13 protein-coding genes and 1 pseudogene are annotated in these 12,382 nt (G+C 64.0%); 6 read left to right on the top strand and 8 right to left on the bottom strand.

The features are described from left to right. Positions 1-57 precede the first annotated feature (57 nt). From ACTXGA_RS00745 to ACTXGA_RS00725, 5 genes are all read left to right on the top strand, one after another. Positions 58-339: a DUF2218 domain-containing protein gene (locus tag ACTXGA_RS00745; protein ID WP_443391178.1), complete on the top strand. Its 282-nt coding sequence runs from the start codon at positions 58-60 to the stop codon at positions 337-339. A 70-nt stretch (positions 340-409) separates the two neighbouring features. Further along, entirely contained in the window at positions 410-880 is a 471-nt protein-coding gene (locus ACTXGA_RS00740) for an ester cyclase (protein WP_443391177.1), read from the top strand. A gap of 53 nt (positions 881-933) precedes the next feature. Further along, the gene (locus ACTXGA_RS00735) at positions 934-1,425 is read left to right on the top strand and encodes a nuclear transport factor 2 family protein (protein WP_443391176.1); all 492 of its coding nucleotides are present in this window, start codon (positions 934-936) and stop codon (positions 1,423-1,425) included. Positions 1,426-1,495: 70 nt separating this feature from the next. Beyond that, entirely contained in the window at positions 1,496-2,335 is an 840-nt protein-coding gene (locus ACTXGA_RS00730) for an SDR family oxidoreductase (protein WP_443391175.1), read from the top strand. Positions 2,336-2,559: 224 nt separating this feature from the next. Beyond that, positions 2,560-3,159: a protein-methionine-sulfoxide reductase heme-binding subunit MsrQ gene (locus ACTXGA_RS00725; protein WP_443391174.1), complete on the top strand. Its 600-nt coding sequence runs from the start codon at positions 2,560-2,562 to the stop codon at positions 3,157-3,159. 81 nt (positions 3,160-3,240) lie between these two features. Here the strand turns inward: ACTXGA_RS00725 and ACTXGA_RS00720 are convergent, their stop codons facing one another. From ACTXGA_RS00720 to ACTXGA_RS00695, 6 genes and pseudogenes are all read right to left on the bottom strand, one after another. Next, on the bottom strand, positions 3,241-4,218 hold the full coding sequence (locus tag ACTXGA_RS00720) for an oligopeptide/dipeptide ABC transporter ATP-binding protein (protein WP_443391173.1): 978 nt from the start codon (positions 4,216-4,218) through the stop codon (positions 3,241-3,243). Continuing rightward, the gene (locus ACTXGA_RS00715) at positions 4,215-5,237 is read right to left on the bottom strand and encodes an ABC transporter ATP-binding protein (RefSeq protein ID WP_443391172.1); all 1,023 of its coding nucleotides are present in this window, start codon (positions 5,235-5,237) and stop codon (positions 4,215-4,217) included. Before ACTXGA_RS00715 ends, ACTXGA_RS00720 begins: the two co-directional genes overlap by 4 nt. Next, positions 5,234-6,106, bottom strand: a pseudogene (locus tag ACTXGA_RS00710) (ABC transporter permease). Before ACTXGA_RS00710 ends, ACTXGA_RS00715 begins: the two are co-directional and overlap by 4 nt. Beyond that, a complete protein-coding gene (locus tag ACTXGA_RS00705; protein ID WP_443391171.1) occupies positions 6,103-7,026 on the bottom strand; it encodes an ABC transporter permease in 924 nt (307 codons plus the stop codon). Before ACTXGA_RS00705 ends, ACTXGA_RS00710 begins: the two are co-directional and overlap by 4 nt. A gap of 89 nt (positions 7,027-7,115) precedes the next feature. Next, positions 7,116-8,639 (bottom strand): ABC transporter substrate-binding protein, encoded by a 1,524-nt coding sequence (locus ACTXGA_RS00700; RefSeq protein ID WP_443391170.1) that lies wholly within the window; start codon positions 8,637-8,639, stop codon positions 7,116-7,118. A gap of 134 nt (positions 8,640-8,773) precedes the next feature. After that, the gene (locus ACTXGA_RS00695) at positions 8,774-9,118 is read right to left on the bottom strand and encodes a RidA family protein (RefSeq protein ID WP_443391169.1); all 345 of its coding nucleotides are present in this window, start codon (positions 9,116-9,118) and stop codon (positions 8,774-8,776) included. Positions 9,119-9,281: 163 nt separating this feature from the next. Here ACTXGA_RS00695 and ACTXGA_RS00690 point away from each other — a divergent pair, with 163 nt between their 5' ends. Then, entirely contained in the window at positions 9,282-10,259 is a 978-nt protein-coding gene (locus ACTXGA_RS00690) for a LysR family transcriptional regulator (RefSeq protein WP_443391168.1), read from the top strand. Here ACTXGA_RS00690 and lhpI read toward each other — a convergent pair. Continuing rightward, positions 10,165-11,133, bottom strand: a complete 969-nt coding sequence (lhpI, locus tag ACTXGA_RS00685; RefSeq protein ID WP_443391167.1) for a bifunctional Delta(1)-pyrroline-2-carboxylate/Delta(1)-piperideine-2-carboxylate reductase — start codon at positions 11,131-11,133, stop codon at positions 10,165-10,167. The genes ACTXGA_RS00690 and lhpI overlap by 95 nt on opposite strands. Beyond that, the gene (locus ACTXGA_RS00680) at positions 11,126-12,373 is read right to left on the bottom strand and encodes a Zn-dependent hydrolase (RefSeq protein WP_443391166.1); all 1,248 of its coding nucleotides are present in this window, start codon (positions 12,371-12,373) and stop codon (positions 11,126-11,128) included. Before ACTXGA_RS00680 ends, lhpI begins: the two co-directional genes overlap by 8 nt. Positions 12,374-12,382 lie beyond the last annotated feature (9 nt).

The raw sequence follows: 12,382 nt of genomic DNA, 5'->3' as shown, positions 1-12,382 counted from the left end.
ATACCCTGAACAATCGCCCGTCGCTAGATGTTTGTCACATCACGACGGAGCGACACCATGAACGCCACCACCAGATTCACCACCCAGCACGCCGAACGGTATCTGGGCACGCTGTGCAAGCACTTCGGGCACAAGGTGCCGGTCGATTTCGACAAGACGCAGGGACGGATCGACCTGCCCATGGGCCGCTGCACCCTTGCGGCAGATGCAGATGGTCTGGACCTGTCCGTCACCGCCGAAGACCGCCCCGCGCTGGATCGTCTGATCCAGGTGATCACCAACCACCTCGACCGTTTTGCCTTTCGCGAGAACCCGCAGCTGGAGTGGTCCAAGCAATAACCCACGACCCGCGCACACCTCCGGTTCCCGGATGTCGGCGCCCCCCAATCCCAACAATTGGAGACGACCCATGACCTTTAAGACCATCCTTTCCTCCGCGGCCGTCGCAGCCTTTGCCACCGGCGCATTCGCGGATGACACGACAACTGTCACCGCCTTCTACGACCTGCTCAGCAACCCGGGATCCAAGGACCACGTTGCGGCCTTTGTCGACGCCACCAGCGAAAACTGGGTCAGCGTCGGCGACTATTCCGGCAACTCCAAGACCCGTGACGCTTTCATCGGGCAGGTGGGCGGCTTTGGCCAGCTGATCCCCGACCTGAACTGGGCGGTGCAGGATATCCACCAGGACGGCGATTTCGTCACCGTGCGCAGCCGCGCCACCGGCACGCCTGTTGCCTCCTTCTTTGGTGTCGACGGTCAGGGCCGCAGCTTTGACATCATGACCATCGACATCCACCAGCTGGAAGACGGCAAGATTGCCCGTTCCTGGCACGTCGAAGACTGGGCCGGCGCGCTGCAACAGCTGTCGGGCAAGTAAGTGCGGACAGGCCGGTGCCTGATCGGCACCGGCCCCACCAAAGGACAGAACCGATGAACCGCAGAGCCCTACTCAAAACCTCGCTCGGCGCATCGCTGGCGATCATTCTGGGACAACAGGCAGGAGCACAGGACGTGGACCACACGACACAGGCAAGCTTTGACACTGTCATGGCCTTCATGGGCGCGATGGGATCGGGCGACATGGAGACCATGGGCAAGCTGATGGCCGACGACATGGTCTGGCACAACGAAGGCGACACCACCCTGCCGTGGATCGGCGGCGCGGAAGGCAAGGAAAGCATCTTCGCCTTCCTCGGCAAGTTTTCCGAGAATTTCCAGACCACCGCATGGGAAAACACCGATGCCTTCGCCTCGGGCGACACGGTTGCGGTCTTTGGCAAGATGAACGGCATCACCACCCATTCCGGCAAGGAAATCGGCGAATTCACCTTTGCCCTGCGGGCCAAGGTCAAAGACGGCCAGGTGGTCCTGTGGCACTGGTTCGAAGACAGCTTTGCCGTCAGTCAAGCCTATCACGGCTGATCTGTCCCGATAGCTGAGAATTCCCCACGGCGGGCCGCCTGCGGCCTGCCGGTATCAAGAGGCACAAGACATGATCATCGCAGTTACCGCCGTTTCCGGCCATCTGGGCGCAAAAATCGCAGGTGCGCTGACCGCACTGGGCGAAACCGTCATCGGGTTGGCGCGTTCCCCGGACAACGTCACCGGCCTCAATATCGAGGTGCGCCCCGGCGACTACGCCGACCGCGCGCAGCTTGAAGCCTCGCTGAAAGGGGTGGACCGCCTGTTGCTGGTGTCGGGCAATGGCGACCCGGCTGCGCGCGTCGATCAGCACCGCAACGTGATTGCCGCGGCAAAGGCGGCAGGCGTCGAACGGATCGTCTATACCAGCGTGCAGGGGCCTGACAGCGGCACCGCCTTTTCGCCGGTGGTCGACAGCAACCGCCAGACCGAGGCCGACATTCGCAGCAGCGGCATGGACTGGGTCATCGGGCGTAACGGCATCTATATCGAGCCCGACATCGAATACATCGACAGCTATCGCAAGGCAGGCGAGATCGCCAATTGCGCGGGCGAGGGGCGCTGCGGCTACACCACGCGCGGGGAACTGGCGGCGGCCTATGCCCATATGTTGACCGAGCCTCAGCACGTCGGCCAGACTTACAACCTGCACGGCACGCCGATCACGCAGGCGGAACTGGCCGACCTCATGAACAACGCCTTTGGCACCGACTTGGTGTTCCGCCCCATGAGTGTCGATGACTATCGCGCCGACCGTGTGGCTGAGCTGGGGGATTTCATCGGGACGGTGATCGCGGGCATCTACGAAGGCATCCGCAACGGCTCCGTCGACAACCCCAGCCATTTTGAGCAGGCCGCAGGCCGTCCGCACATCGGTTGGGACGCCTATTTCGCAACCCTGAAAAGCTGACCTCCGCCCATCGGCGGTTTCGATCAAGCGACACCCGACGCAGCGACAGCGACACACCTCGCCGTCCTGACCGGAAGCAATGTCCGGCTGGCGCGGCTGATCGTGCTGCGCCCGCGGGACCGTCTTCTACGTGTCTCCCCATGCCCGGATGCGTTCGGCACCCGATCGGTTCTGAAGCGGGCATGGGCCAATGACACCGCCTCTTTTGAAGAAAGACCACAGACATGTTTTCCCGACTCTCTCCCTACTGGTTCTGGGTACTGCTGGCCTTGCCCGGTTTGGCTGTGCTCAACAGCCTGATCAACGCAACCGACGCCAAAGCCATCCACGAAGCGCTGCATCCCACCGGCGAATTCGCCGCGCGTTTCATGATCATCGGCATGATGGCCTCGCCGCTGGCGCTGGTCTTCAAGGGCTGGCGCGGACCGCGCTGGCTGCAGAAGAACCGCCGCTATCTTGGCCTCGCAGCCTTTGTCTATGCGCTGGCGCACACGGTGCTGTACCTGATCGATCTGGGCACAGTGCAGAAGGTCATGGCCGACCTGCCAAAGTTCTACATCTGGGCCGGTTGGATCGCCTTTGTGATCTTCGTGCCGCTGGCCGTGACTTCTTCGGATTTCTTTGTCCGCAAGATGGGGCGCAACTGGAAGACCTTGCAGCGCACGACCTATGCCGCGGCGGTCCTGACGCTGCTGCATTGGGCCGCCTTGCATGATTGGGGTGGGGTGCCCGGCGCGCTGGTGCACTTTGTGCCCCTTGGACTGCTGGAGGCATACCGGGTCTGGTACTGGTATCTGCGTCCGCGCCCGCTGCGGGCCGCGTGACCGGAAACCATCGGACGGCCCCCGGGCCGTCCGTGACCGTCCAAGCACGCAAATCCTGCGGCTTTGTCGCGATCCCGGGTTTCAGACGGCCTGCGGGACGGCTGCGGGGGCAGGGACGCCGGGGAAATGGCAGGACCACATCGCGCGGCCGGAATGTCCGGGCACGGGCGTCTTGTCGCGACAGGTCTGTTGCGCGTTGGGACACCGGGGGGCAAATGCGCAGCCCGCGTTTTGCGCAAAGGGATCGGCTGGCGTCGCGCCCAGTTGCGGCGGTTGCAGGCCAATCGTCGGGTCGGGTGCCAGTGTCGAGGCCAGCAACGCCCGGCTGTAGGGATGTTGGGGCCGGGCAAACAGCGCCTCGACCGGCGCCTCTTCGACCTTGCGGCCAAGGTACATGACCGCCACCCGGTCGGCGAGGTGTTCGACCACCGCAAGGTTGTGGCTGACAAAGACCATGGTCAGGTCCATGTCCGCCTTCAGATCGATCAGCAGGTTGATCACCTGCGCCTGAACCGAGACGTCCAGAGCCGAGGTCGGCTCATCACAGATCAGCACCTCGGGGCGCAGGATCAGGGCGCGCGCGATGGCGGCGCGCTGGCGTTGCCCGCCTGACAACTCACCGGGGTAGGCCTCGGCGAGACGGTCGGGCAGGCCGACAAGGTCCATCATCTGAGGCACCGCACGGCCGACATCGCCGCCGCCCAATAGACGCAGCGGCTGGCCGATCAGATCGCCGATCCGACGCACCGGATTCAGCGCCGCGTTGGGGTTCTGGAACACCGGCTGAATCAGCCGGGCGCGGTCTGCGGCCCGGATCTGCGCGATTTCGCGGCCGGCGATCACAACGCGCCCGTCGTCCGGTTTGGACAGACCCAGCATCATGCTGACCGCTGTGCTCTTGCCGCAGCCGGATTCGCCGACAAGGCCAAGGGTTTCGCCCTTGGCGACTGTCAGGGACAGGTCGTCGACGGCAACCAGATCCCGCGCGGGGCCGAACATGCCGTCGCGCGTGCGAAAGGTCTTGCGCAGGGCGATCAGGTCGATGGCGGGGGTGGTCATTGCGCGGCCTCTATTGTCAGGGTGCCCGCCGCCGCGGCGGCATGGCAGGCGGTGTGATGTGCCGGCGTCAGCGCGACACGCGGCACTGGCCCTGCGGCACAGGCGGGTAGTGCCCGGTCACAACGGTCACGAAAGGCGCAGCCGTCCAGCGTGCCGATCAGCCCCGGCACCCGGCCCGGGATCGCCGCCAGATGGCTGCCGCGCGCCGTACGTCCCGGCACCGGGATCGCTGCCAAAAGGCCCTGCGTATAGGGGTGCTGGGGATTGCCATAGAGATCGCGCGCCGGGGCGCGTTCCACAATCTGGCCCGCGTACATCACCGCCACCTCTGTCGCGACGGCGGCCACAACGCCAAGGTCATGGGTGATCAACAGCAGCCCGAGGTCGAGGTCCGCCTGCAACTCCCGGATCAGTTCGAGGATCTGCGCCTGAATGGTCACGTCCAGTGCGGTTGTCGGTTCATCAGCGATCAGCAGCCTGGGCCGCCCCATCAGCGCGGCGGCGATCATGATCCGCTGACGCTGACCGCCGGAAAACTGGTGCGGGTACTGCGACAGGCGCGCCTCTGCGTTGGCAATGCCGACCCGGTCCAACAGTTCGACCGCGCGGCGGTTGGCGGTTTTCCGGTCGATCCTTTCGGCGTTCATTACGCCCTCGGTCAACTGCCGCCCGATGGTCAGCGTGGGGTTCAGCGAGTTCATGGGATCCTGAAAGATCATGCCCAGCTCGCGCCCGCGCAGCCCGGACCACGCGCGCGGCGGTTTCCCGGCATAGTCCTGTCCCATCAACGCAAACCGGTCAGCGGTCTGGCGCGCGTGGCGGGGCAGCAACCCCATGATCGCCGTGGCGGTCAGAGACTTGCCGCAGCCGGATTCGCCCACCACGCACAGCGTCTCACCCTTTTTCAGGCTCAGGTCCACGCCGCGAACGGCGTTCAGCAGGCTCCGGTCGGTGGGGATCGAAACGCGCAGATTGCGGATGTCGAGGATCGTATCGGATGTCATCTCGGTGTCCTTCATTTCCGGACCGTCCCGGTCAGGTCACGCAGCCCGTCCCCGAACAGGTTCACCGCCAGCACCAGCAGGCACAGGGCGCTGCCCGGCAGGCTGATCAGCCACGGGTCGAACAGGATATTTTCGCGCCCTTCGGAGATCATCAGACCCCAGGACGGGGTTGGCGGGCGCACACCAAGGCCAAGAAAGGATAGCGCCGCCTCCAACAGGATCACGTTGGCGACCTCCAGCGTGGTGACGACAAGGATGGCGCTGCGCATGTTGGGCAGGATTTCGAGAAACAGGATGCGCGGTCATCCGGCACCAATGGCGTGCAGCCCGTGAATGAACTCCTGATTGCGCAGGCTCTGCGTGGCCGCACGGGTCACAACGGCAAAACGGTCCCAGAGCAGCAGTCCCAGCACCACGATCAGGGTGGTCAGCGACGCGCCCCCGACAACAACCGCCGCAAGTGCGACCAACACGATAGGCAGGGACAGGCGCGTGGTGATGACAAAGCTGATGACCACATCGACCCAGCCGCCGAAGTAGCCTGCCAGCAGGCCCAGCGTGACGCCGATGATGCCAGAGACCAACACAACGCCTGCACCCGCGCCCAACGACACCCGCGTGCCATAGATCAGGCGGGACAGGTAATCGCGGCCCAGGTGGTCGGTGCCCAGCAGATGCTCGGGCTCCGACCGATCATGCCAGAAGGGCGGCAGCAGGCGGTTGGACAGGTCCTGCAGGTAAGGATCATGCGGCGCGATCAGCGGCGCAAACACCGCGATGAGCAGCATCAGCAGCAACACGCTGCCACCGATGGCGATACCGGAGTTGCGGGTGGCCTTGCGCCACAGGGGCGTGGGGCGCGGAGTTGTGTCGGCAAGGCTCATTTGGCGGCTCCTCTCAGGCGCGGGTCGAGCATGGCATTGAGGATGTCGGCGCAGGTGGTCAGCAGCACATAGATCAGCGACAGGATCAGGATGATCGCCTGTACGACCGGCAGGTCGCTGCGCAAGAGCGACTCCCATGCCAGACGGCCAAGGCCGTTGATGGCGAAGACGCTTTCGATCACGATGGAGCCGGACAACAATACGCCCAGTTGCACCGCCGCCAGCGAGATCAGCGGCAGGATCGCATTTTTCAGCGCATGGCGCAGTAAAACCGTGCGCACGGGCAGGCCGCGGGCATAGGCGGTGCGCACATAATCGGTGCCCAGCACGTCAATCATGCCCGACCGTGTGATGCGCATCAGCGCGGGGATGACCGAATAGGCAAGAACGATGATCGGCAGCAGATAGCCCTGCCATGTGGTCACGCCAGAAATCGGCACCCAGCCCAGCGTGACGCCAAAGATGACGATGGCCATCAGGCCCAGCCAAAAGCTGGGGATCGCCTGCCCGGTGACGGCCAGCAGCAGGGCAAAGCGGTCAAGCACCCCGTTGGGCCGCAAGGCCGCTAGAACGCCCAGCGGCACGGCAATCGCCAGCGCCAGGGCAAAGGACATGAGACCCAGTGTCAGGGTCACGGGCAGGCGATTGCCGATGATCTCGGACACCGGGATGTTGAAATAGATCGACTGGCCGAAATCCCCGGTCAGCGCGCTAAACATCCAGTCCAGGTACTGCACCAGAAAGGGCCGGTCAAAACCGTAGGCGATGCGGATCGCTTCGGCGTCCTCCGCCCGGCCGCCGGACCCGGCGATGGCGATGGCGGGATCGCCGGTCAGGAACATCAGCGCGAAACTGAGCGCGGAAACCGCGATCGCGACGCTGAGCGCGACAATCAGGCGACGCAGGAGAAAGGCAGACATGGGGGACCTCCCGGGGCGGGGTCGAAATGTGCCGGGGGCCGCGCAAGGCAGGCCCCCGGCCGGGTGACAGGCTGAAAGAAAGGGGAGTGTTACTTCCAGCTTGCCTGCCACCAACGCGCGAACTCATCCGGATGCGGCGTGAAGGACAGGTCCGGGGACAGGCCGTAGTTCACGTTGAAATTGTACATCGGCATCCAATAGGCCTGATCCGCGATCTTCTGCACGGCCTTGGTGTAGTTCTCTTCGCGCACCATGCGGTCGGTCGAGGTGTCGGCGGTGGTCAACCATTCGGCCAGTTCAGCGTCCTGCACCAGATCGTCGCCACCGCCGCCGAAGAAGTTCGACAGGATAAAGGCGACGTCACCGATGCCATAGCTTCCCCAGTTCGAGAAGAAGGCCGGCAGTTCGCCTTGCCGCCACTGGCCAACGCCTGCGGAATACTGCTGTTCGTTCAGCTTCAGCGTCACGCCAACCTTGGCCAGATCGGCGGCGACCGCCTCGGCCACAGGGCGCGGCATGGCGGAAAACACCATATCCAGCTCAAAGCCGTCGGCATAACCTGCATCGGTCAACAAGGCCTTGGCTTTTTCCGGGTCATAGGCATAGGCTGCCACATCCTGCGCGCAGCCGAACTGGGCCGGGTTGCAGGGCGTGTTCAGCACCTTGGAGCCGCCACCGGCAAAGGCATCTACGATGGCCTCGCGGTTGACGGCATGGATCAGCGCCTGACGCACATCGCGGTTGGCGACGGGGGTGTCGCCCTCCTTCGCGGTCGGGGCAAGACCGACATAGGCGATGCGCATGATCGGGGCGGAAATGATCTGCACCCGGCTTTCCAGCTTGGCCGCCTGATCGGGGGGAATGCGCCAGATCCAGTCAAGGCCGCCAGACATCAGCTCTGCGTATTGCGTGTTCATCTCGGGGATGGTGCGCACGACGATCTTGTCGATGGCGGCGCCAGATTTCGGGCTGCCTTCGTAGTGATCCTCGAAGCGTTCGAATTCATAACGAACGCCCGGTTCTTGCGCCGTCAGGCGATAGGGGCCGGTGCCAACGGGCGCGCGGGCCATGCCCTCGGAGCCGTTTTCGGCGAAATATTCATGCGGGTAGATCGGCAGCGCGTCAGTCAGCATCTCGACCGCGCCGGCAAAGGGCTTGGACATGTTGATGCGGACTTTGTAGTCATCCAGCTTTTCGACGTTGTCGATCCAGTCGACCGAGATCGAATAGCGGGAGCCATATTCCGGCTTGATGACGGTGTTCAGCGTCTGCGCCACGTCGTCGGCGGTGAAGGCCGCGCCGTTGTGGAATGTCACGCCCTGCCGCAGGGTGAATTCCATCGTCAGATCGTCGACATACTCCCAGCTTTCGGCCAGCGCGGGCTTGATCTCGCCCGTATCCAGATCCTTGTAGAGCAGCCCGTCATAGATGTGGCGGGCAAGGATCAGCCCCTGACGACCGGCGATCTTGTAGGTGTCCAGCGGCTCTGGCTCTGCCGCGAAGGCGACGTTCAGAGTGTTGTCGGCCTTGCCGGCGTGGGCCTGATCGGCAAGGCCGATAGCGGCGAGCAGCGCAAGGCCGCTGGCCATCGATTTGAGGTATGTGGTCCGCATTCCCATCTCCTGTTGTCCGTCCGGTTCGGGACGTTTCGATGCGGGGATACAGACGGCGGAAGCGGCTTTGGGTCAAATAGCGCCGGGCTATGCATGCAATAGACAGCCCGGCGGGCAAGGCAGAATGCCTGTTTTCAGAGCGCCGCGACCGCGATCACCTCGACAAGGTATTCGGGCGTCGCCAGCTTGGATTCGCCGCAGGCCCGGGTCGGCGGATTGGCCGGATCGATCCATGCGTCGTAGACTTCGTTCATGGCAGAGAAATCCGCCATATCGGCAAGCCAGACAGTGACTTGCAACAGTTTGTCCTTGCTGGTTCCTGCCTGTTCCATAAGGGCTTCGAGCGCCTTGAGGCAGTCGGCCGTCTGGGTGGCGACATCGGCGCCGGGGGTGCCGACCTGACCGGCGAAATAGACGGTGTCGCCGTGAATCACGGCCTGGCTCATGCGGGGGCCGACCCCGATGCGTTTGATGGTCATTGTGATGCTCCTTTTGCGATTTGTGCAGGAATTGCCTATCCTTGAACCTCACTGCCTGCCAGATAGGCAATCTGACGACTTTCATAGGGTCAGGCTATGATCCTGTATGACGTCTCCAGTGAACGCCTGTATTGAGCCGCAAAACCGCCGGAGGCAAGGACCCTTGAGTGACGAAGACCTGAACTGGAACTTGCTGCGTACTTTTTACGTTATTGCGCGCGAACGCAGCATCACGGCGGCGTCAAAGAAACTGGGCATCTCGCAGCCCTCCGTCAGCGCGGCCCTGCAAAAGCTGGAAACGCAGCTTGGCTGCCAGCTTATCTTTCGCGACAGCCGCAACTTTGAGCTGACGCTTGCTGGCGACAAGGTCTATGCCGAATGCCGTGAGATGTTCGTGGGGGCGGGCCGCATCCGGCGGCTGGTCGAGGATACGCTGGATGATGAACGGGGGGAGGTCAGGCTACAGATCATTTCCAACCTCGTGTCGCCGATGATCGACGAGATGATCCGCCTGTACCACCAACGCCATCCCAACGTGCGGTTCCACATGGAGGTGCACAACAGCCATGAGATTGTGCGCAACATCCTCAAGGGGAACGTTGGCCTTGGTATCTGTTTGCTGAACAAGCCGGTGCTGAACCTGTCCTCGATCCGCCTGTTCCGAGAGGAGTTCTCTCTGTTTTGCGGCTGTGAGCACAGGCTGTTCGGCCGCAAAGAAGTGTCTCTGCTGGAATTGCAGCAGGAGCCCTTCATCTCTTTCACCTGCGCGACCGAGGGCATGGGGCTGGAGCCGATGTCCGTGCTGCGCGCCAGCGCCGATCTGGGGCGGCGGATCACTGGCACCAGTTCCAACCTGCGGGAAGTGCGCCGGATGATCGTGGCCGGATTGGGAATTGGATTGTTGCCACCCGATGCCGTGCAGACCGACATCGCGGCGGGCAACCTCTGGCCGCTAAAGCTGACCGATCACCCGATCGGGGCCGATGTCTACCTTGTGCATGCGCCGGAGGAGGCCCTGACCCCCGCCGACCGTCGCTTCATCGATCTCACGCAGGAGATTTTGCCGCTGTACCTTGAGGCATCGGAGCCGTCGCCAGCTGCGCCGCGGCCAGGTCCGTCAACGCCTGTCCGACCGACTTGAACACCGTGCGGTCGTCGGCGTTTTCACGCCCCGGATGCTCCGCGCGGCACAATTCGGTCAGATCCGCCTCGATGTGGGTCGGGTCGAACAGGCCCACCTCTGACGGCTGCGACAGGTCGCCAGCGCGCATTGCGCCTTCGCGGGTATCGACAAAAACCCGCGCCTGAGAAATCGCCGCGTCGTCGCTTTCCCGCATGTCCTCCCGAAAGGCGCCCACAAGGTCCAGATGGGTGCCGGGCCGCAGCCAGTCGCCGCGGATCAGGGGCTTGGTCGAGGCGGTCACGGTCGAGATCACATCCGCCGTCTCGCAGGCCGCCTGCAGGTCGGTGACAGCGCTGACAGGCAAACCATCGGCGCGCAGGTCGCGCGCGACGTGTTCGGCGCTGTCGGCATTGCGGCCCCAGATCCAGATCGAGTCGTAGTTGCGCACGGTGGCATGGGCGCGCGCCATGGCGCGGGACAATTGCCCGGTGCCCGCGATCACCAACCGCCTTGCGTCTTTTCGCGCCAGATAGCCCGCCGCCAGCGCCGAGGCCGCGGCGGTACGCCGTTCGGTCAGGGCGTCGGCCTCCATCGCCGCCTTCATCTGGCCGGTTTCGCCGTCGAACAGCAGGTAGCCTGCGTTGATTGTCGGGCGTCCCGCCTGCGCGTTTTCGGGCAAGAAGGTCACCACCTTCACCCCGATGGCGCTGCCCGGCACCCAGGCTGGCATGATCAGCAGAGAGGCCTCGCTGCCGTCGGGCTGCAGCATCTTCAGCACCTGCCGTTCGGGTGCCTGTACCGCGCCTTCGACGTACCAGTGCCGCAGTTCCGCGATCAAACGGTCCCAGTCCAGCGCCGCCTCGATCCTTTTGGCATCCAGAAGTTCAGTCACGGTCCGCGCGCTCCACCACCGCATGCAGGAGGATGTTCAGCGCGGGCTCGAAATCCTTCGGCTCACACGACTCTTCGTTGTTGTGGGTGATCCCGTTGAGGCAGGGGGCAAAGATCATCGCGGTCGGGCAGTGCGTTGCCATGAAATAGGCGTCGTGCCCGGCTTGACTTTCGATGTCGCGCCAGTTGGTGCCCAGCCGGATCGCCTGACGGCGCAGGCTGTCGACCAATTCGGCGTCAAAGATGTCGCCGCCCCATTCCCATTCATCCTCGATCTTCGCCTCGCAGCCCGCCCGCGCGGCGCTTTCGCCCAGTGCGCGGCGCATCTTTTCGGCCATGACGCGGGTGGTGATCGGGTCGGGGTGGCGCACGTCGCAGACCGCTTCGGCCGTGTCGGACAGGATGCCGGGCTTGTTCGGCCATGCTGTCAAACGCGCCGCTGTCGCCTTGCCGTCATGCACTGCGTAGTCCCAGCCGATATCGTCCACCGCCGTCAGCCAGCGCGCGCCGGCGACCAGCGCGTTGTGGCGCAGGTCCATCGGGGTCGGCCCGGTATGGGCGGTCTTGCCGGTGAAGGACGCGCGCGCCCCGCGCACCGGGTAACCGCCGGTGACGATCCCGACCTCACGCCCTTCGGAATCAAGGATCGGTCCCTGTTCGATGTGTAGCTCGAAGTAGGCGTCGATCTCACCCGCCTTGCAGGGCTTCTCACCCTTATAGCCGATCCTCTCCAGCTCATCGCCGAACCGCGCGCCGTCGTCGCCGATCAGGTCATGCACCCAATCCACCGTGTATTTGCCGACAAAACAGCCAGAGGCCACCATCGGCGGGGAGAACCGCGCGCCTTCCTCGTTGGTCCAGTTCACGATCACGATGGGGCGGCGCGTGACATGGTCCGCGTCGTTCAGGCAACGGACCAGTTCCAACCCTGCCAGAACGCCCGCGATCCCGTCAAAGCGGCCGCCGTTGATCTGCGTGTCCAGATGGCTGCCGATCAGGATCGGCGGCAGGTCGGGCTCCGATCCCTCGCGGCGGCCGAAGATCGACCCGCACTCGTCGACCTCGACGCTTAACCCCGCTTCCTTGCACCACGACACGAACAGGTCCCGCATCTCTTTGTCGCTGTCCGACAGGGTCAGCCGCGACAGGCCACCGGGACGTCCCTTGCCGATCTCAGCCGAGGCTTCGATCGTGGACCAGAACCGCGCCAGATCGGCGCGTGTATCAGCGGTTATGGACATCAGTTTTCC

The organism is Antarctobacter jejuensis, from assembly GCF_052266595.1.
GTDB lineage: Bacteria > Pseudomonadota > Alphaproteobacteria > Rhodobacterales > Rhodobacteraceae > Antarctobacter > Antarctobacter jejuensis.
Note: the sequence above shows the minus strand (reverse complement) of the source record. Positions and strands in the feature narration are given on the sequence as shown.